Source organism: Vicinamibacterales bacterium (assembly GCA_036496585.1).
Lineage (GTDB): Bacteria > Acidobacteriota > Vicinamibacteria > Vicinamibacterales > 2-12-FULL-66-21 > JAICSD01.
In genome coordinates, this window is record DASXLB010000042.1 from 191,143 (window position 1) to 210,409 (window position 19,267).

Here is a 19,267-nt window from a genome sequence, read left to right on the forward strand (position 1 = left end):
CCGGGCGCATCACGGTTCAGCGGCCGGGAGCGGTCGTGTTCAGAGCCTAGATGGACAGGCCGGCTCGGATTCCGCCCAGTACTTACCGCTTGCAGGTGCACAGCGGCTTCACCCTCGACGCGGTGCGCGCGATCGTGCCGTATCTCGCGCACCTCGGCGTCGGCGCCGTCTACACTTCGCCCTACTTCGCCGCCGAGCCCGGCTCCACGCACGGCTACGACGTCACCAACCACAACCAGATCAACCCCGAGGTGGGTGGCGAGCGGGCGCATACGGCGTTCACCGACGCGGTGCGCGACGCCGGCCTTCAGCACATCGTCGACTTCGTGCCCAATCACATGGGCATCAGCACCGCCACCAATCCGTGGTGGCGTGACGTGCTCGCGCACGGGCCGCGGTCTCCCTACGCGCGCTTCTTCGACATCGACTGGTATCCGTTCAAGATGGAGCTGCGGCGCAAGCTGCTGCTGCCGATCCTCGGCAATCAGTACGGGAAGGTGTTGGAGCGCGGCGAGCTGCAGCTCGAACGATCGGGGGATCCAGCCGCGTCGGCCGGCGGGAACGGGTTGGTCCTGCGCTATTTCGATCACCGGCTGCCGTTCACCCTTGACCGCGAGCTGAGCGACGAGGAACTGGCGCGGCTCAACGGCCTCCCCGGACAGCCGCAGACGTTCGACGCGCTGCACGAGCTGCTCGAGGCCCAGGCCTATCGCCTCGCCTACTGGCGGACGGCCGCGCACGAGATTAACTACCGCCGATTCTTCGACGTCAATACCCTCGCCGGCCTCCGCGTCGAGGATCCACCCGTCTTCGAGGCCATCCACGGGCTGCTCGCGCGTCTCGTCGCCGAGGGGCGCGTGACCGGTCTGCGCATCGATCATCCCGACGGCCTCTTCGATCCGGCCAAGTACTTCGCGATGCTGCAGAAGCTGGCGGGCGGCGTCTACGTCGTGGCCGAAAAGATCCTGTCGCGCGGCGAGCGGCTGCCACAGGGATGGGCCATCCATGGGACCACGGGCTACAACTTCCTGAACCAGGTGAACGGGCTGTTCGTCGACGGCGCGAACACGCGGCGGCTCCGCCAGGTCTACGCCAAGCTGACCGGCCGCGAGCAGAGCTTCGACGAGCTGTTGTCGGAGGCGAAGCGGCTGATCATGGACACGGCGCTGGCCAGTGAACTGACCGTGCTGGCGCACATGCTCGACCGGATCGGCGAGAGCAACCGCCGCTCGCGCGATTTCACGCTCAACAGCCTTCGCGACGCGCTGGTCGAGGTCGTTGCCTGCTTCCCGATCTACCGCACCTACGTCGACGCGCACGGCTGGATCCCGGACGACCGCGCCGCGGTCGAACGCGCGATGGTCCGCGCCAGGCGCCGCAACCCGGCGATGGATGCCTCGCTCTTCGATTTCCTGCGCGAGGTGCTGCTGCCCCGCGATCCCGACGACGTGCTCGCGTCGGTGTACGAGCGCCGGGACGGCTATCCGCCGGCCGATCCATCGGAGAGCGCGGAACGACTCCGCTTCGCGATGAAGTTCCAGCAGTACACCGGTCCGCTCCAGGCCAAGGGGCTCGAGGACACCGCGTTCTACCGCTACAACCTGCTGCTCTCGCTGAACGAGGTTGGCGGCGATCCGTCGCAGGTCGGCGTCGGCGTGCCGGAGTTCCATGACCTGAACCTGCATCGCCGGCAGGCCTGGCCGTACGAAATGATCGCCACGGCGACCCACGACACCAAGCTCGGCGAAGACGTGCGCCCCCGCATCGACGTGCTCTCAGAGATTCCCGAGGAATGGGGCCGGGAGGCCGCGAAGTGGATGCGGATGGCGCGGCCGGCCAAGACCCTGGTCGACGGCGAACCGGCGCCCGACAAGAACGACGAGTATCGCTTGTACCAGGTGCTGCTGGGAGCGTGGCCGCAGGGAGCGATCGACGAGGCCTTCGTCGAACGGATCCAGGCCTACATGGTCAAGTCGGTGAAGGAGGCCAAGCTGCGTTCGAGCTGGATCAATCCCGACGAACAGTACGAGCAGGCGGTGCGCAATTACGTGGCGCGCATCCTCACCGGTCCGGAGTCGACGAGACTGCTGCCGTCCTTCGCGCCGTTCCAGGAGCGGATCGCGCGCGCCGGCCTGGTCAACTCCCTGTCGCAGTTGCTCCTGAAGCTGGCCTCGCCCGGGGTGCCCGACTTCTACCAGGGCACGGAGCTGTGGGATTTCAGCCTCGTCGATCCCGACAACCGCCGGCCGGTCGACTTCGAGGAGCGGGCGCGCCTGCTCGATCGAGTCGATGCGATCCTCTCGCTCGACGCCGACCAGCGCGCGGCGCCGATCGGCGCTGCGCTGCGCGCCTGGCGCGACGGTGCGATCAAGATGCTGCTGACGACGGCAGGGCTGCGCCGGCGCGCCTCGTTCCCATCGCTTTTTCTCGACGGCGAGTACCTCCCGCTCGACACCGATACGACCGCCGTCTCCGGACAGGCCGTGGCGTTCGCGCGTCTGCACGAGGGTGCCGCCGCCATCGCGATCGTGCCACGACTGGTCGCCCGGATGGTCGACGCCCAGCACCCGATGCCGATCGGCGACATGTGGAAGACGTCGCGCGTGCTGTTGCCGGGGCCGCTCGCCGGACTCGTCTACCGCGACGTCTGCACCGGCGCCGTGATCAAGCCGGTGGCGGCCGCGGAGAACGCCTGGCTGTTCATCGGACAGGTGCTGAAGACGCTGCCGGTTGCGCTGCTCTTCGCCGAGCAGGCGTGACGATTCCGCCCCTGGCGGCCTCGGAGCTGCCCCGCGTGAGGGGTCGTGTCAGAAATACTGCGTCAGATTGACGCGTCCTCTCTTCAACAGCAACGGCTTGAACAGGTCCCCTGCCGTCGCGAGCCGCGCACGGACGTTGTCCAGGCGGAAGTCCTCGATCCGGACGCCGCCGTCGATTTCCTTCCAGGTCACGGGTGTCGACACACACGCGCGCGGATGCGGCCGGACCGAGTAGACAGAGGCCAGCGTGCGCCCCCAGGCGTTCTGGTTGTAGTCGACGAGGACCCGGCCCTTCGGCCGGTTGGCGACACGGTACTCCGACGTCAACAGCGTCGGGTGGCGCGCGGCGAGCTCCTGCGCCAGCGCCTTGGCGAACGTCCACACGTCCTTCTGCTGCGGCCCGCGCACGATCGGCACGTAAACGTGAATGCCCTTGGAACCGGTGGTCTTCGCCACCGCCGTCATCCTCAGCGCCTCGAGCGCCTGGTGGACGATCCGGGCGGCGTCGAGAACCTGACTCCAGGAAGCGCTGCCGGGATCGAGATCGAAATGGAGGTAGTCAGGCCGGTCCACGTCATCGCAGGTCGCATACCACTGGTTGAGATCGATGCAGCCGAGATTGATCACCCAGAGCAGCGACGGCAGATCGTCGATCATCGGGAAGTCGATGACCCCTTTCGATCCGTGGTCGATCCGGCAGACACGGATCCAGCCTGGACGCGGCGAGGGCGCGCGCTTCATGAAGAAGAACGCGCCGGCCGCGCCGTGCGGATACCGCTTCATCACCATCGCACGACCGCGGATATGCGGCAGCAGCAGCGGCGCCACGTCGGCGTAGTAGCGAATCAGGTCCCCCTTGGTGATCCCGAGCGAGGGCCAGAACGGCTTGTCGAGATTGGTCAGCTGCACGTCCTTCCCCTCGACGCGCAGCTTCGCCGACCCGGAGGCTGGAATGGCGACGCGCGTGCTCACCCGGTCACCCGGTTGATCGGTGCGAGCTTCGCCGGACGCGGCCCATGCCGTACGGCGCCTTCGACGGGCACATAGGCGAGCTCGTCACGCGCGCTGACGCAGCGCAGCATCAGGCCGCCGCGGCTCATGTCGCCGCGGCCGACGAAGGCGACCGGAAAATGCAGGCGCGCGCCGAACACGTCGGTCAGCACGTCCACATACTTCGCCGACGCGATGCTGCCGAGCAGGACGACGTCGCAGTCGGGGCCGATCTCGTCGGCGAGCGCGCGCGCGCTGGCGAGGAGCGGACGCCGATAGCGCGGATCGTTGGCGGCGATGTCAACCGAAGCGAACGACCTGATCGCGTCCGCGGTGATCGCCGTTTCGGCGGGGCGCAGGCCGGCGGTCGGCGTGATGACGAGCGCGCCGCTGCCGACGAGGACGTTGCCGGGATCGGGCGGTCGCGCGAACGCCAGGGCGTAGGCGAGCTTCCCCCTGAAGTAGAGGCCGCTGACGAACGCGAACACCTCGCCCAGCGCTGCGCCACGGTCGCTGCGCAGCCGGAGCGCCAGGTCGAACTGCGCGTGGTCCGACAGCACCATCCTGGCGCGCCGTCCCGAGCAATTGGCCGGCGACAGCAGGAATATCCGTCCAGGCGGCCGCGGTGATCGACGCTTCGCCATGCCATCGCGATCGTATACTCTCGCCACGCCCATGACATTCCTGTTGATGTCCCATGCTGCCGTCAGTGCCGGCCGCTGAGCGGCCAACCGGCCGCTGGACGCTCGTCGCGCTGATTTCGACGGCGTCGTTCATCAACTATCTCGATCGCGGCAGCCTGGCGGTGGCGCTGCCGACGATCAGCAAGGAGCTGCACCTCGATCCGTTCCAGCAGGGCCTGGCGTTGTCGGCGTTCTTCTGGACCTACACCGCGATGCAGATCCCGATGGGTCGGATGGTCGACCGCTACAACATCCGCACCCTCTATGCGCTGTCGTTCGGGCTGTGGTCGCTCGCGGCGGCGGCGACCGGGCTGGTCACCGGCCTGTGGACGCTGGTGGCGGCGCGCGTGCTGCTCGGTCTCGGCGAGTCGGTGTATCTGCCCGGCGGACTGAAGGTCGTCTCGCTGCACTTCCGATCCGAAGAGACGGCGTGGCCGGCCGGACTCTTCGACCTCGGCACCAAGGTGGGCCTGGCGGTCGGAACGGCGGTCGACGTCTGGCTGCTCGTGCGGTACGGCTGGCGGAGTCTCTTCTTCAGGACAGGGCTCGCCGGCCTGTTGTGGCTGATTCCGTGGCTGATGTTCTATCCGGCCTCGCGGGGCACCGCGCCGGAGGTGCGACGGCGCATCGACTGGCGCGCGCTGTTCCGCAGCCGTGCGCTGCTCGGCATCTGCCTCGGCTTCTTCTGCTGGGATTATTTCTGGTACTTCCTGATCTCGTGGCTCCCCAGCTACCTCAGCACGGTGCGGCACATGTCGCTCCCGAAGATCGCGCTGTTCGGCGGTCTGCCGTTCCTGATCTTCGCGGCTGCGGAGGCGGTCGGCGGCTGGACGGCCGGGACGATGATCCGGAAGGGACGGCCGCTCTCGGCGGTCACGAAGGGATACGTCGCCGCCGGCTTCGCCGTCGGACTCCTGATCATTCCGGCGGCAGTCGTCGACTCGTCGATCGCGTCGGTCGGTTTCCTGTTCGCCGCCTCGGTCGCCGGCATCGGCTGCGGCAGTCTGATCTCGATCCCCAAGATGTGCGCGCGTGAGGACGAACTGGCGCTGTGGGTCGGGATCATGAACGCCGCGGGGAACCTTGGCGGCGTCATCGCGCCGCTCGTCACCGGCGTCGTCATTCAGAAAACCGGCTCGTACGTCCCGGCCTTTCTCATCGTCGCGATGATCCTCGTGGTCGGGATTTTCGCCTACACGGTGGTCGTCCCGTCACTCGACGGCCTGTCCCAACCGCATTCCCGGCTGGCGCCTCTCTGACGTCGCCGCCGGTCAGCCCGCACTGAGGCTGTCGCGCAGCCATTCGAGATACACCTTCACGGTGTCGGACGCCGAGCGCTGAATCCGCCGGCGCAGCAGCGACGCTGCGGTCCCCGACAGATAACCCGACGTGGCGCGGCTGCCGGCGACGGCGTAGAAGCCGTTGCCATCCGCGGCGTCGTACAAGCCAATCACCAGCACGCCGGTGTCGAAGTAGCGGCTCGCGTACAGGTTCTTGTCGGCGATCCAGATCTCGCCCGGACGCGGCTTGTACAGAATCAGGTGGTGCAGGGTGAGGATCGCCACCGAGCCTGCCGGCGTCCACCCCCAGTAGAACATCTGGTCGGCTGAGGGCAGCGTCGCCGACGGATAACGCTCGAGAAATCTCGCCAGTTCCGGCGAGAGCGCGGTCAGCGTCGTGGCCTTCTGCACGAGCGGCGCGACCGCCGCGGCGTTGCCGTGGGCGATGTAGCCCGTCAACTCGGCCAACAGCATCCCGCGGAAGACCTCGTCGGCCCGCGACGGTTCGTGCTGGATCCGCGCCAGCAGGTCGGCCGAGACGCGCATCGCGCACTTCTCGGCGGTGCATGCCTGCAGCGCCTGGCGGTCGGCGGCGTCGAGTGTCACGCCCGCCAGGCTTGCCGCCGATGGCGGCGTCGGGATCGGCTGCGCCATGCCGATCTCTGCCGACCGGCGGAAGTGATCGATGTTCTTCACCCAGTCGGCGAGCCGCTCCTTGCGGCCCGGCAACCGAATCGCGCCGACCGCAGACAGCTCATCGGCATCGAGCTTCACTCTCACCACCGGCTGGCCCTGACGGACCTGCCCGACCTCCGCGGCTGTGAAAGCAAGCCGGGTCGACAGCAGCTGCTCGGGATCGACGCCGGCCGTCTGCGCGGCGATTCCCGCACCGGCCAGGACGACGGCTCCGCAGACAAGCGATGACGGCATACGCATGATGACTGACGCTAACAAGGCCGGGGGAGGTGGACTGTGCGAAATCGGCAGACTCAAGCCGCTGAGCGTCGCGCATGCCCAAGCTCAGCCAGGATGCGCCGTCTGAGACCGAGCGAGCGGCGCGAGGCGACAACCCGAGCTGCCGCGCGCGAAGCCGACGCGAGGCGTGACATCCGCGGCTATCTGCGAGCGAGCGCAGCGACGCGAGCCGTCGAGCCGTGACAACCCGACCTACCGCGAGCGAGCGGAGCGACGCGAGCCGAGCGACGCGAGCGAGCGGAGCGACGCGAGCCACGCGAACGGCGCGCGCCGACGAAGCGGCGCGCAAGAGAGCGTGTAGGGGAGTCCGAGGGGCGAAGCCCCTCGGATCATAACGACCAGCGCATCAGGATGGCGCCGACCGTGAAGCCGGCGCCGACCGACGCCAGCAGCACCAGGTCCCCCTTCTTCAGCCGGCCCTGCCGGCGCGCATCGGCGAGCGCCAGCGGAATCGTTCCGCCGGTGGTGTTGCCGTACAGTTCGAGGTTGATGACGACCCTCTCGTGATCGAGCCCCAGCCGTTCGGCTGCCGCCTCGATGATCCGGCGGTTGGCCTGGTGCGACACGAACAGATCGATATCCGACGCGTCGAGGCCGTTGCGCTCGAGCAGCCGCCGCGAGATCTCCTCGGTGTTCTTGACGGCGAACTTGAAGACCGTCGCCCCTTCCTGCTTCACGTAGTGCAGCCGCTTCTCGATGGTCTCCGTCGACGCCGGCAAGCGGCTGCCGCCGGCCGGCATGCAGAGCGCCGGACCGCCGCTGCCATCGATCTTGCCGGCGAAATCGATGATGTGCGGTTCGTCTGGGGCGGCGGGCGCCACGATCACCGCACCCGCGCCGTCGCCGAACAGCACGCAGGTGGCGCGGTCGGTGTAGTCGATGATGCTCGACATGACGTCGGCGCCCACCGCGAGCGCATAGTCGCAGTTGCCGGTCGCGACCATCTGCGCAGCGGTGTTCAGCGCATAGGTGAAGCCGGAACAGGCGGCGCCGAGGTCGAAGCCCCACGCGTTGGCCGCGCCGAGCTTGTCCTGCAGCACGCAGGCCGTGCTCGGAAAGATCGTGTCCGGTGTGGTCGTGCCGACGACGATGAAGCCGAGGTCGGCGGGGGTGATGCCGGCCTCCGCCATCGCCCCTTCGGCGGCGATCTTCGCCAGGTCGGACGTCGCGACGCCGGCGTCGACGATGTGGCGCTCACGGATCCCGGTCCGCTGCAGGATCCACTCGTTGGAGGTGTTCACCATCCGCTCGAGATCGGCGTTGCTCAGCACGCGCGGCGGCACATACGTCGACAGCCCGGCGATTCTGACGCGGCGGATCGGCGTCAGGGGGGAACTCAAGTCTCGCCGGGACCTGCGGGACCGGCTGGCGGTGTCATCTACCAAAGCGTGTCCCTCTTGGGAGCGGTCAGGCCGAAATACTCGTAGGCGCGCGCGGTCGCGACCCGCCCGCGCGGCGTACGATCCAGGAACCCCGCCTGGATCAGGAACGGCTCATGGATGTCCTCGAGCGCGTCGCGTTCTTCGCTGAGCGCGGCGGCGAGCGAGGCGACGCCGACGGGTCCGCCGCCGAACTTGTCGATGATCACGCGCAGCAGCCGGCGGTCGACCTCGTCGAACCCATGCTCGTCGACTTCGAGCATCCGGAGCCCCTTGTCCGCGACGTCCTCGGTGATGCGGCCGTCGGCGCGCACCTGCGCGTAGTCGCGCACCCGCCGCAGCAGGCGGTTGGCGACGCGCGGCGTGCCGCGCGACCGCCGCGCGATCTGGCGGGCCGCCGGCTGGTCGATGGTCACGCCGAGGATGCGCGCCGAGCGGAGCACGATTTCCTCGATGTCGTCGGCGGTGTAGAAATCGAGCCGCTGCACGATGCCGAACCGCGCCCGCAGCGGCGAGGTCAGCAGCCCGGTTCGCGTGGTGGCGCCGACCAGCGTGAAGCGCTCGATCGGCATCTTGATCGACCGCGCGCTCGGACCCTGGCCGATCATGATGTCGAGCGTGTAGTCCTCCATCCCGGGATAGAGAATTTCCTCGATGGCAGGGCTCATCCGGTGGATTTCGTCGATGAACAGCACCTCGCGGAGCTTGAGATCGGAGAGCATGCCGGCGAGATCGCCCGGCTTCTCGATGATCGGCCCCGCGGTCGCGCGAATCGCGACGCCGAGCTCGTGGGCGATCACCGTCGCCAGGGTCGTCTTGCCCAGCCCGGGCGGCCCGTAGAGCAGGACGTGATCGAGCGCCTCGCCGCGCTGTTTCGCGGCGGTGATCGCCACGTGCAGCTGTTCGCGGACGCGATCCTGCCCGATGTACTCGTCGAGCGTGCGCGGCCGCAGGCTGGCGTCGTACTGGACGTCGTCGTCGACGGCCGACGCGCTGATCACCCGGTCCTCGCTCACCTGATCATCCCGCGCAGGATGTCGCGCAGCAGCCCCTCGAAGGGAGAGTCGGGCGTTTTCTTGAGGGCGGCATCCACGGCTTTCTCCGCTACCGCACCTTTGTATCCGAGATTCATCAGCGCCGACAAGAGATCGCCGCGGCGATCGTCGGACACGGCGACGGCGTCGGACGCAGCGTCGGATTTCGGCAGGCGGTCCTTCAGCTCGAGGCCGATCCGTTCGGCAGTCTTGCGGCCGACGCCGGGAATGCGCGTCAGGCGTGCCACGTCCTGGCTGCGGATTGCCCGCACCAGCTCGGCGGAGTCGATCCCGGAGAGCACGGCGAGCGCCAGCTTCGGCCCGATGCCGTTGATCGCGATCAGGCGCTGGAAGAGGTCCAGCTCCAGGGCCGTGGCAAAACCGAACAGCGCGAGCGCGTCCTCGCGCACGTGGGTGTGGACCCGTAGCGTGACCGGAGCGCCGGGATCGGGGAGGCCGTAGAACGTCGACAGCGGGACGAGCACGTCATAGCCGACGCCGCCGACGTCGACGACGAGACGGTCCGGGGATTTCTCGAGGAGCGTGCCGTGCAGGCGTGCGATCATCGGCGGCGGCGCACCTGCCGGCGGCTGCCGACCCTGAGGTGCGGCGTGGAGCCGGTCATGGACGATATGCCCGCCAGCTGGTGAGCCGCGGCGAGGCCGTGGGCCGCGGCGACCCGGCCACCGCGCGCGCGCGCGCTGCCCGCACGCCCATCGCGCTGTGAATATGGCAGATCGCCACCGCCAGCGCGTCGGCCGCGTCGTGCGGCGACGGGGCGGCGTCGAGGCCGAGCAGCAGCTTGACCATCTGCCCGACCTGCGGCTTCTCGGCGCGCCCGAACCCGACAACGGCGCGCTTGATCTCGGCGGGAGAGTACTCCGCGATCGGCACGCCGGCGGCGGCGGCGGCCACCAGCGCCACGCCGCGCGCATGCCCGAGGCGCAGCGCGCTGCGGACGTTCCGGGCGTAGAAGATGTCTTCGACAGCCACGCAGTCGGGCTGCTGCTCGGCGAGGAGCCGCAGCAGACCCTGCTGGATGTGCTGCAGGCGGACCGCAAACGACGCCGACGCCGGCGCCGTGATCGCGCCACAGGCGAGAAGACGATGACGGCGGCCGTCGGTTTCGACGCAGCCGTAGCCGGTGCGCTCGGAGCCGGGATCGATCCCGAAGATTCTCATGCCCTTCCGGGGGGATCGCATGCGGCGCGTGCCCGCGTCCGCCTCACGCGAGGGAGGCCTCGATCTCCTTTTCCTCGATGTCGGCGTTCGACCACACCTTCTTGGTGTCTTCGTGCTCCTCGAGTATTTCCATCAGCTTGATCATCTGCTGGGCGGGTTTGCCTTCCAGCTTGACGTAGTTCTTCGGCAGCAGCGCGATCTCGGCGGCGGCTGGCTCGACGCCCATCCCCTTGATCGCCTCGAGCACGGGATGGAAGGTCTCGGGCGACGACACGACTTCCCAGTGGTCCTCGTCGTCGCGCACGTCGTCGGCGCCGGCGTCGATCGCGACCGCCAGGAGCCGCTCCTCGTCGACCTTGCTCTTTTCGATGACGAGATAGCCCTTCTTCTCGAACATCCAGGCGACGCTGTTCGACTCGCCGAGGTTGCCGCCGTTCTTCGACAGCGTATGGCGCATCTCGCCGACCGTACGGTTCTTGTTGTCGGTCAGCACCTCGATCAAGAGCGCCGCGCCGCCGGGCCCGTAGGCTTCGTAGGTGATCTCGTCGTACGAGACGCCCGGCAGCTCGCCGGTGCCGCGCTGGATGGCGCGCTTGATGTTGTCGGCCGGCATGTTGACCGACTTGGCTTCCGCGATGATCGTGCGCAGCCGTGGATTGGTGTCGGCGTCGCCGCCGCCGTTGCGCGCCGCGACGGTCAGTTCCTTGATGATGCGGGTGAAGACCTTGCCGCGCTTGGCGTCAGCCGCGCCCTTCTTGTGCTTGATCGTGTGCCACTTGGAATGGCCAGACATGCAGGAAAACCCCCAAAAACCCACTAAAACGGGCTCGTGATCCTACCACGCCGCCGCGGAGCGCTCCAAGCAGCCTGGCGGTCGACGCGGCGCGTCAGCGCCGTCGCGCCAAGATGATCCAGACGTCGGCGCGCAGATCGAGCGGCGCGCCCTGATAGTCGCCGAGCACGGCATCGATCGCGAACCCTTGACGCTCGAGACGCTCGCGCATGCCCGGAATTGAGACGGTGCGAAACGTCAGCGAGAAGTCCCGCACCTCCCGGCGACCGGCGCGGACGGTCGTGTAGCGCTGATCGAAGATCGTGAGACCGCGCCGCGCGTCCTGGCGCACCGACTCGATCAGCGTGACCGTCGTCGCGGGCGCCATCCGGCCCGACAGGGTCTTCCGCCGGTCGTACTCGGACCACTCGACGAGATCGGGCACGAGATCGATCACGAAGCGTCCGCCCGGGCGCAGTACGCGGTGCACGGAGGCCAGAGCGGCGCGGAGATCGCGTTCCTGCGTGAGCGACTGCAGCACCCCGTACGGCGCCATGATCAGGTTGAACGAGCCGCGCCTGAACGGGAGGGCCCGCATGTCGCCGAGCAGCAGGGCAAGACGGCGCTGCAGACCGAAGCGGGACACCCGGCGTCGCGCCCGCGCCAGCATCGCCGGCGAGCGGTCGACCCCGGTGAGCGCGATGCCGTCGCGGGCGAGAGGGACGGCCACGCGGCCGGTACCCGTGCCGAGCTCGAGGATGCGCCCCTCGGCCGCCGCCGCCAGCCCCCGCCAGAAACCGACGTCGCGCCGCTTGATCGTCCGCGCGTTCTCCCAGTCGTAGAACGCCGCATAGGCGTCCCAGCCGTCGTCTCCGAGCCGCGTCGCCCCCGCCTCGCCGCGTGCGGCTGCAGGGCGGCCGGGGCGTCGGGGTGGCGGCATGGCGACGGAGTGTACCATCGCGATTTTCGCCAATCCTGTAATCGCCGATACAGATCCAGTCGTCCCGTCACTGACGAGGTTACCAGTAATGGGGTATACTGTCCTACAAAGTCTTTTAGTGAACTTCGTTTTCGACGTTCGTCAGCTGGCACCGAGATCTCAATGGAGCGGGATACGGTCGGGCGAACCCGGGGGGCGTAGAAGAGGGCTTCCTGGCCGGAAGTCATTGAAACGCAGCAGGTTTCGCTTGTGACCTCGACCAGCAAGGAGTATGATTCTAGAGGGGCTTTGCCCCATTCAGGACATCATTTATGAAGGTGGCGATGTGGCGCTCGCTGGCCCTGCTCACGTCCGTTCTCTGCTTTGGGAGCACCGCGGCGTTCACTGACACGCCCGACCGTCCCGACGCGAAGAAGACGGCCGTGGCACACGCACCCGGGGCACCGCGGCCGGTCGGCTCGCCAACGGGGAGCGTCGCGGCGATTGGCGGCCGCGCTGCCGTAGTCGTCGGCAACGCCTGGACGGCCGACAACGCGCCGATCAAGCAGGCCAGTCTGCGCCTGCGCGACGTCGTCAGCGGCAAGGTCGAGGCGGTGACGATCGCCAACGACGACGGCCGTTTCGTGTTCGAGGACGTGCCAGGCGGCAGTTATGCCGTCGAGCTGCTGAACGCGACCGGCCGTATCGAGGTGGTCGGCAACGTGTTCACGATCGCCCCCGGGGAAACCGTCGCGACGTTCGTCCGCACCGGCACGAAGGTCCCCTGGGTGCAGGGCTTCTTCAACAGCACGATGTCGGTGGTCACGGCGACGGCGGCGAGCGCGGGCGTTGCCGCACTCGCACCAGTGGCGCGTCCGGCCTCGGCCAAGCAGTAGCGCATGTTCGATACCCCGGAGATGCCCACGCCGCGGGGGGATCTGACCGCCACGCAGCTGCAGACGGCCTCCGGAAGCAGCACGTCGTCGATTCATGTGCTCGATCGCCTCAACGCGGTCTTCAAGCACCGCCGTCTCGCCTCCACCGCCTTCCTGATCGTCGTCGCGCTGATGATGATCCAGACGTATTCGACGACACCGATCTATCAGACAGAGTCGCGCATCCAGATCGACGACGAGAAGACGACGAACCTGTCCAACCTGAACAACCTCGATCTCTACTGGCAGGACGCCGCGGAGTACAAGAAGACGCAGTTCCAGATCCTCCACAGCCGCGCGCTGTCCGAGCGCGTCGTGAAGAAGATGGGGCTGATGGGGGAGAACGCGGCCGCCGCGCTGCCGCCGAAGCCTCACGATCCGATCTCGCTGATGCGCGACGCGCGGGTCGGCTTCAGCACCTGGCTGCGCGGGCTCTTCTCGGGTCGTGGCGCCGCGCCCGCCGACCCGAAACCCGCGTCGAATGCGGATGACGCCCGCCTCGACGACGTGGTGAACGTGTTTCTCGGCGGCATCCAGATCAAGCCCGATCCCGACACCCGCCTGGTCTACATCCAGTACACGCACTACGATCCACAGTTCGCCGCGCACGCCGCCAACACGATCGCCTCGGAATACATGGAGATGAATCTCGAGCACCGGCTCGAGAACATCGACAAGATGATCAAGTGGGTCAACGGCGAGGTCGACAAGCAGGGCGCGCTCCTCGAGCAGGGCGACCTGGCGCTGGCGAACTACCGCGGCTCGCACGACGCGCTCTCGCTGTCGCGACAGGACCTGATGGGCCAGCGGCTGTCGACGATTCAGGCGCAGCTCTCGCAGGCGCAGGCGACGCGGCAGCAGAAGCAGACCCTCTACGACCAGGTCAAGAGCGCCGATCCGGGCGACGACAACGCCGACGCCTTTCCGAGCGTTGGTGCGAACGGGGCGGTCGTCGACGCGAAGGCTGCATACCGCATCTCCCAGGGGAGACTGCAGGATCTGCAGCGCCAGGGATTCGGCGAGGGCTACGCACCGCTGGCGGCGGCGAAGACCGAGGTGGCCAACGCGCACGACAAGCTCGTCGCGGCTCGCCGTACGGTCATCGAGGCGATCAAGCAGGAATACCAGGGGGCGGCGATCGGCGAGCGCCAGGCGCAGGCGGCGCTCGAGCAGGCGAAGGGTGAGCAGGCCGGCCTGGATTTGAAGGCGGTCGACTACAACAAGCTCCAGCGCGAGGACGACGGGATCAGGAGCGTCTACAACTCGCTGCTGCAGCAGCAGAAGGAACTCTCGGTCGTCTCCAACAGCCGCCAGAACAACGTCTCGCTGATCGAACACGCGCAGGTGCCCACTGTGCCGATCGCGCCGCTGCCCCGTCGAGCCTGGATCTCGGCGATCCTGATGGGTGTGGTGATCGCCTTCGGCCTGGCCTTCGGCATCGAGTATCTCGACGATACCGTGAAAACGCCGGATGACATCACCCGCCGTCTGCGCATTCCGCTGCTCGGGCTGGTCCCGGCGATCCGCGGCGAGCGCGTGCCGCTCCTCACCGAGCCGGTGCCGCACGACTTCGGCGAGGCGTTCCGCTCTCTGCGCACCTCGCTCGTGTTCACCAGCGCCGCCGAGCACACGCGCATCATCGCGATCACCAGCTCGCAGCCGCTCGAAGGCAAGACGACGACCACCGCGAACCTGGCGCTCGCGCTGGCGCTCGGCGGCGCCCGCGTCCTCGTGCTCGACGCCGACATGCGGCGGCCCGGCCTGCACAAGAGTCTCGGCGTGCCGAACGAAATCGGGCTGTCGCACCTGCTCCAGGGCCAGGCGCGCGTGCGCGATGCCGTGCAGCGCACCGCCGAACCGAACCTGCTGATGATCTCGGCCGGCCGCACGCCGACCAATCCGTCGGAGCTGCTCGGCTCGGAGCGGATGAACAACTTCCTGATCAACCTCGAGCGCGGGCCGTTCGACTGGGTGATCATCGACACGCCGCCGGTGCTGGCCGTCACCGACGCGGTGATCCTGACGCCGAAACTCTCGGGGGTCGTGTTCGTCATCGGCTCGGAGATGACGCGTCTCGTGCACGCCGAGCGCGCGCTCGATACGATTCGCGCCAGCCGGCCGCGCACGTTGAGCGCGGTGCTCAACCGGGTTGACTTCGATCGCAACAAGTACTACTACTCGCGCTACTACGGGTACCAGTACAAGAGCTACTACGGACAATCGACGCAAGGCGCCGCCTGATCGCGCCGTAGCGGGCGCCATCACGCTGCTGGCGATCATCGGCTGGACGACGTTCGCGTTCGGAGGCGTCTACCTTTCGACACTCGCCGTGCCCGCCGTCCTCTGCCTCCTGCTCGCCGCCTGGTACCGTCCCTGGGTCTACGGCGGCGCACCAGTGCGGCCGCTCGACATCGCGCTCGGCGTCTACGCCCTCTTGACGGCGGCACAGCTGCTGCCGCTCCCACCGGCCGTGACCGGCGTGGCCGCACCGGCGCTCCGTCCGACGATGACGCAGCTCGACCTCGTCGTGCCCGCCTGGCTGCCGCTGAGCGTCGACGCGCGCTCCACCGCGGTGACGTTCCTCGTCAATGCCGCGCTGACGATCGTGTTCCTGGCGGCCCGGCGGATCTTCAGGGGCGGCGGCGTCCGGCTGGTGGCGCGGGGCGTGGCGCTGATGGGCCTGCTGCTGTCGCTCATCGCGCTGGCGCAGGACCAGACGGGACACGGGTTGATGTACTGGACGTGGAAGCCGCTGACCGAAGGCGCGTTTCCGTTCGGGCCCTTCGTCAATCGCAATCACTTCGCCACGTGGGTCGTGATGGCGACACCGTTCACGCTCGGGTACCTGGCCGCGCACAGCGGCGCGCACGGCTCGCGCCCCGCGGCGCCGCTGCCGCTGCGGCGGCGGATCGTCCTCTTCTTCGACGGACGAGCCATCCTGCTGACCGCGTCCGCGTGCGTGATGGTGGTGGCGCTGGTGGCCACGCTGTCGCGATCGGGCTGGTTCGGGATGAGCGTCTCAGCCGCGCTCGGTGTCGTCTTCCGCCGGCGCGGCGGACGCGGCGTCGGCTCCGGGCGCGCCTGGTGGTGGATCGCGGCGGCGGCCGCCGGCGCCATCCTGCTGCTGGCAGCGTCGATGCGCGCCGACACGATCATCGAACGGCTGGCGCGAACGCATGTCTCGGTGGCCGATCGCCTGACCATCTGGACCGACACCGTCCCGATGGTCCGCGATTTCTGGTTGACGGGGACCGGCGCGGGAACGTATGAAACGGCTATGCTCGTGTACCAGCGCGCGTCTCCGGGCGTGCGCTTCAACGAGGCGCACAACCACTATCTGCAGATCGCCGCTGAGGGGGGCGTCATGCTGGGCGTACCGCTGGCCGTGGCGTTCGTGCTCTACCTCCGGCAGGCGCGGCGGCGGATGGCCGCCGAGCATTCAGGCATGTTCTGGATTCGCGCCGGCGCACTCTGCGGACTGGGCGGAGCGGCGGCGCAGAGCGTGTGGGACACCGGTCTGTCGATTCCCGCCAACGCGGCACTCGCCTGCGTGCTCGCGGCAATCGTGATCCACGAGCCACGGCGGCACTGACGTGGGCCTGCGGATCGGCATCGACGTCGACGGGGTGCTCGCTGATTTTCGCACGGCCTTCCACGAAGCCGCGGTCCGCTGGCTGCGCCACGACATCGACGACACGCAGGATCTGGAAATCGTCTCGCCGCTGTCGGCGGGCGACGTGCGGCGCGTGTGGGATCGCATCGCAACGGCGCCGAACTGGTGGATGGAAGTCCTGGCCTACGAGCCGGATCAGATCGCGCGACTCTACAGTCTGACGCGGGCCGCGGGGTGGGAGGTCTTCTTCCTGACCAAGCGCCCGCCGAGCGCGGGCGATTCGGTCCAGTTCCAGACCCAGTGGTGGATCGAGCGGTTCGGGTTCTACCTGCCGGCGGTGCTCACCGTGCCGGGGTCACGCGGCGACATCGCCAACGGCCTGCGCCTGGATCTCGTCCTCGACGACCAGTTGCTCAACTGTGTCGAGGTGATCAGCACCACCACGACCAAGGCGGTGCTGGTGCTCCGCTCGAACGATCCGGCCTCGCGGCAGCAGGCTGCCGATCGCGGCATCGGCGTCGTTTCGACGCTGTCGGAAGCGATCACGGTGATCGAGCGCCTGCACGACGTGCTGCCGCAGCAGCGCGGACGCCTGATGCGGCTGGTCGAGTGGTTCAGCCCGGTAGCGGAGATGAAGTCCCTACCTGCCAATCCACGCGCGATTCGTCCGATCCCGCCTTACGATCCTTGAAGAGTGATCGGGCTCACCGCGGCACGCACATGAACCAGGCCTGGCTGTTGAGGAACGCGCCGAGCGCGCGCATCGGGCTGTAAACGCGGCGGACGATCGAAAAACGCTCGGCGAGTTCGCCGGCCACGACGCGGTAGTCGAACCCCTTGTGCCCGTGGTAGCGATACAGACCGCCGAATCCATGCCCTTCGAGCACGGGCCGCGCCACACCCAGGCCCACCAACGCGCGGGCGAACTCGACCGGCGAGTAACGCTCGCGGTGGCGGTAATCCCCGAGCCCGCGGAGCGCTGCCGCGGCGCGTGCCAGCTGCTTGCCGGCCAGCGCCGGCCCGATCTCGATCGGCACGCTGACGACCACCCGGCCGTCGGCGGCGACGAGCCGCCGCAGTTCGCCGATGACGCGGCGGCGCTCATCCTCGAGGCAATGCTCGAGCACCTCCATGCAGGTGACGACGTCCCAGGCGCCCTCGGCGGGTGACGCCGTGGACCCGGTCTGCGCGGCACGCGCCGCGGCCGGCGTCAGCCCGAAACGGACGCCGGGCAGACGTCCGAGCCGCCGCGCCGTTTCCTCGACCTGCGCCGGATCGACGTCGACGCCGACCGCCTCGGCAAAATCGGCGTGGACCATCGCGACGAAGGTGCCGTCGCCGCAGCCGTAGTCGAGCAGCCGCCCGCCCGCCTGCGGGGCCACGAGCGCCCGTGCCACCTCGAAGCGGCTGCCGTGGCTCCATCGCACCAATCGACTGCGGCTGTAGATCTGCTTGCGCGCGTAGTCGCCGGATCTCAGGAGATCGTCAGCAGGTTTCACGGGGCTGACTCCGGATCGCTTCCGCGGGGAGCCTCGGAGGCTGGGGCCAGCGCGTCGCGACGTGAGGCGCGCGCGTTCTCAACTCCACAGCGACGACAGCAGGATCTTCCTGAACTGCGCGTGCTTGAGCAGCGCGAGCGCCGATCGGCGATGCCAGTTGAAATCGGCCGTCTCGCGGAGCAGCGGGACGATGCCATCGACGCGCGCCAGCTCGATCACCGAGTCGATGGCGCGATCGGTCATGCGCGACGCGAGCGTGCGGAAGGCCAGGCCGATGCGGATCTCGGCGCCGACGCGCTCACGCCACTGCGTCTCGTAGCGGCGCAGCCGCGACTCGCGCAGGTCATCGGCGCGGAGCGCCTCGTCCAGCGTCGCCGCGGCGATCCGGCCGCTGATCAGGCTGTAGTAGATGCCGCCGCCGGTGGTGGGCTTGGCGAGGCCGGCCGCGTCGCCGACGGCCAGCAGCCGCGCCGCGTAGGTGCGCGACACCGGACCGAGCGGCAGGATCTTGAGGCGGGGATCGCATACCGTCTCGGCATCGGATCGATAGCGCGACCGGATCCGGCCGGCAAAGGTGCGGAAGCGGGCCAGCGCGCGCGACTCGCACATCAGGCCAAGGCGGGCGTGCGGCACGCCGTTGCGCTGGAACGGTACGACCCAGCCGAACCCGCCGGGCGCCACCTGGCGGCCCAGGTGCACTTCGACGCTCGCCGGACCGTCGAGCGGCTCCTCGAGCTGGGCGCTCTGCATGAAGGCGCGCGGCACGCCCAGTCCGAGCTGCCGGTTGAAGCGGTAGCTCGCGCCGCAGGCGAGCACGCAGGCGCGCGCCTCGATCGCGGCGCCGCCGTCGACCTCCACCGACACCGCGCGCGGCGTGGTGACGATCCGCCGGACGCGCGCGCCGGTCCGCAACTCCGCGCCGGCCGCAAGGCTGTGGTCGGCCAGCGCCCGATCGAACAGCGCGCGATCGACGATCGCGGCGCGCACTTTCTCGGCCGACACCGATACGCTGCTGCCGTCGGCGGCGATGAACGTCGCGGCATCGGCGGTGCCGACGATCGAGGCGCGCGGCAGATCGAATTCGTCGAAGGCTTCGGCCCCGAGCACGCCGGTGCAATGCACCGGGACGCCGATCTGCGCATGCTCTTCGAGGACGACCACGTCGTGGCCGCGGGAGGCGAGCTCGCGCGCCGCGGTGAGACCGGCGGGACCAGCGCCGATTATCGCGACGTCACGCACGGAAGACG

17 protein-coding genes are annotated in these 19,267 nt (G+C 68.6%); 6 read left to right on the forward strand and 11 right to left on the reverse strand.

What is annotated here, in order from left to right:
- The first annotated feature begins 50 nt into the window (after nt 1-50).
- A complete protein-coding gene (gene treY, locus VGI12_14305; protein ID HEY2433843.1) occupies nt 51-2,759 on the forward strand; it encodes a malto-oligosyltrehalose synthase in 2,709 nt (902 codons plus the stop codon).
- Nucleotides 2,760-2,807: 48 nt separating this feature from the next.
- Here treY and ligD read toward each other — a convergent pair whose 3' ends face one another.
- Both ligD and VGI12_14315 read right to left on the reverse strand, forming a co-directional pair.
- The gene (ligD, locus tag VGI12_14310; protein ID HEY2433844.1) at nt 2,808-3,731 is read right to left on the reverse strand and encodes a non-homologous end-joining DNA ligase; all 924 of its coding nucleotides are present in this window, start codon (nt 3,729-3,731) and stop codon (nt 2,808-2,810) included.
- Nucleotides 3,728-4,393: a hypothetical protein gene (locus VGI12_14315; GenBank protein HEY2433845.1), complete on the reverse strand. Its 666-nt coding sequence runs from the start codon at nt 4,391-4,393 to the stop codon at nt 3,728-3,730. Before VGI12_14315 ends, ligD begins: the two co-directional genes overlap by 4 nt.
- Before the next feature lie 53 nt (nt 4,394-4,446).
- On the opposite strand from VGI12_14315, the gene VGI12_14320 reads away from it, so the two are divergent.
- A complete protein-coding gene (locus VGI12_14320; GenBank protein ID HEY2433846.1) occupies nt 4,447-5,691 on the forward strand; it encodes an MFS transporter in 1,245 nt (414 codons plus the stop codon).
- Nucleotides 5,692-5,703: 12 nt separating this feature from the next.
- On the opposite strand, the gene VGI12_14325 is transcribed toward VGI12_14320, so the two are convergent.
- The 7 genes from VGI12_14325 to VGI12_14355 form a co-directional block, all read right to left on the reverse strand.
- Nucleotides 5,704-6,642, reverse strand: a complete 939-nt coding sequence (locus VGI12_14325) for a hypothetical protein (protein HEY2433847.1) — start codon at nt 6,640-6,642, stop codon at nt 5,704-5,706.
- Between the two features lie 374 nt (nt 6,643-7,016).
- A complete protein-coding gene (locus VGI12_14330; protein HEY2433848.1) occupies nt 7,017-8,027 on the reverse strand; it encodes a beta-ketoacyl-ACP synthase III in 1,011 nt (336 codons plus the stop codon).
- A gap of 38 nt (nt 8,028-8,065) precedes the next feature.
- Nucleotides 8,066-9,082, reverse strand: coding sequence for a Holliday junction branch migration DNA helicase RuvB (gene ruvB, locus VGI12_14335; protein ID HEY2433849.1), 1,017 nt, complete (start codon nt 9,080-9,082; stop codon nt 8,066-8,068).
- Nucleotides 9,079-9,666 carry a Holliday junction branch migration protein RuvA gene (gene ruvA, locus VGI12_14340; GenBank protein HEY2433850.1) on the reverse strand — a complete coding sequence of 196 codons (588 nt, stop codon included), beginning with the start codon at nt 9,664-9,666 and terminating at the stop codon, nt 9,079-9,081. The genes ruvB and ruvA overlap by 4 nt, the downstream gene beginning before the upstream one ends.
- 55 nt (nt 9,667-9,721) lie before the next feature.
- Entirely contained in the window at nt 9,722-10,282 is a 561-nt protein-coding gene (gene ruvC, locus VGI12_14345; protein HEY2433851.1) for a crossover junction endodeoxyribonuclease RuvC, read from the reverse strand.
- A 43-nt stretch (nt 10,283-10,325) separates the two neighbouring features.
- Complete coding sequence (locus VGI12_14350; GenBank protein HEY2433852.1) at nt 10,326-11,075, reverse strand: YebC/PmpR family DNA-binding transcriptional regulator; 750 nt, start codon at nt 11,073-11,075, stop codon at nt 10,326-10,328.
- Nucleotides 11,076-11,169: 94 nt separating this feature from the next.
- Nucleotides 11,170-11,994 carry a class I SAM-dependent methyltransferase gene (locus VGI12_14355; GenBank protein HEY2433853.1) on the reverse strand — a complete coding sequence of 275 codons (825 nt, stop codon included), beginning with the start codon at nt 11,992-11,994 and terminating at the stop codon, nt 11,170-11,172.
- Between the two features lie 311 nt (nt 11,995-12,305).
- Here VGI12_14355 and VGI12_14360 point away from each other — a divergent pair, with 311 nt between their 5' ends.
- From VGI12_14360 to VGI12_14375, 4 genes are all read left to right on the forward strand, one after another.
- Complete coding sequence (locus VGI12_14360; GenBank protein HEY2433854.1) at nt 12,306-12,869, forward strand: carboxypeptidase-like regulatory domain-containing protein; 564 nt, start codon at nt 12,306-12,308, stop codon at nt 12,867-12,869.
- 3 nt (nt 12,870-12,872) lie between these two features.
- Nucleotides 12,873-15,149 carry a polysaccharide biosynthesis tyrosine autokinase gene (locus tag VGI12_14365; GenBank protein HEY2433855.1) on the forward strand — a complete coding sequence of 759 codons (2,277 nt, stop codon included), beginning with the start codon at nt 12,873-12,875 and terminating at the stop codon, nt 15,147-15,149.
- 88 nt (nt 15,150-15,237) lie between these two features.
- Nucleotides 15,238-16,500 carry an O-antigen ligase family protein gene (locus VGI12_14370; GenBank protein ID HEY2433856.1) on the forward strand — a complete coding sequence of 421 codons (1,263 nt, stop codon included), beginning with the start codon at nt 15,238-15,240 and terminating at the stop codon, nt 16,498-16,500.
- Between the two features lies 1 nt (nt 16,501).
- Nucleotides 16,502-17,212 carry a hypothetical protein gene (locus VGI12_14375; GenBank protein ID HEY2433857.1) on the forward strand — a complete coding sequence of 237 codons (711 nt, stop codon included), beginning with the start codon at nt 16,502-16,504 and terminating at the stop codon, nt 17,210-17,212.
- Nucleotides 17,213-17,225: 13 nt separating this feature from the next.
- Here VGI12_14375 and VGI12_14380 read toward each other — a convergent pair whose 3' ends face one another.
- Together VGI12_14380 and VGI12_14385 are read right to left on the reverse strand one after the other, a co-directional pair.
- Entirely contained in the window at nt 17,226-18,020 is a 795-nt protein-coding gene (locus tag VGI12_14380; protein ID HEY2433858.1) for a class I SAM-dependent methyltransferase, read from the reverse strand.
- Nucleotides 18,021-18,098: 78 nt separating this feature from the next.
- Nucleotides 18,099-19,259, reverse strand: a complete 1,161-nt coding sequence (locus VGI12_14385) for an NAD(P)/FAD-dependent oxidoreductase (protein ID HEY2433859.1) — start codon at nt 19,257-19,259, stop codon at nt 18,099-18,101.
- Nucleotides 19,260-19,267: the final 8 nt, after the last annotated feature.

What these genes read in the sequence shown, in the direction of transcription:
- treY (HEY2433843.1), top strand. Translation starts at nt 51, where the DNA reads ATGGACAGGCCGGCTCGGATTCCGCCCAGTACTTACCGCTTGCAGGTG.
- VGI12_14315 (HEY2433845.1), bottom strand. Translation starts at nt 4,393, where the DNA reads ATGGCGAAGCGTCGATCACCGCGGCCGCCTGGACGGATATTCCTGCTG.
- VGI12_14320 (HEY2433846.1), top strand. Translation starts at nt 4,447, where the DNA reads ATGCTGCCGTCAGTGCCGGCCGCTGAGCGGCCAACCGGCCGCTGGACG.
- VGI12_14325 (HEY2433847.1), bottom strand. Translation starts at nt 6,642, where the DNA reads ATGCCGTCATCGCTTGTCTGCGGAGCCGTCGTCCTGGCCGGTGCGGGA.
- ruvA (HEY2433850.1), bottom strand. Translation starts at nt 9,666, where the DNA reads ATGATCGCACGCCTGCACGGCACGCTCCTCGAGAAATCCCCGGACCGT.
- ruvC (HEY2433851.1), bottom strand. Translation starts at nt 10,282, where the DNA reads ATGAGAATCTTCGGGATCGATCCCGGCTCCGAGCGCACCGGCTACGGC.
- VGI12_14350 (HEY2433852.1), bottom strand. Translation starts at nt 11,075, where the DNA reads ATGTCTGGCCATTCCAAGTGGCACACGATCAAGCACAAGAAGGGCGCG.
- VGI12_14355 (HEY2433853.1), bottom strand. Translation starts at nt 11,994, where the DNA reads ATGCCGCCACCCCGACGCCCCGGCCGCCCTGCAGCCGCACGCGGCGAG.
- VGI12_14360 (HEY2433854.1), top strand. Translation starts at nt 12,306, where the DNA reads ATGAAGGTGGCGATGTGGCGCTCGCTGGCCCTGCTCACGTCCGTTCTC.
- VGI12_14365 (HEY2433855.1), top strand. Translation starts at nt 12,873, where the DNA reads ATGTTCGATACCCCGGAGATGCCCACGCCGCGGGGGGATCTGACCGCC.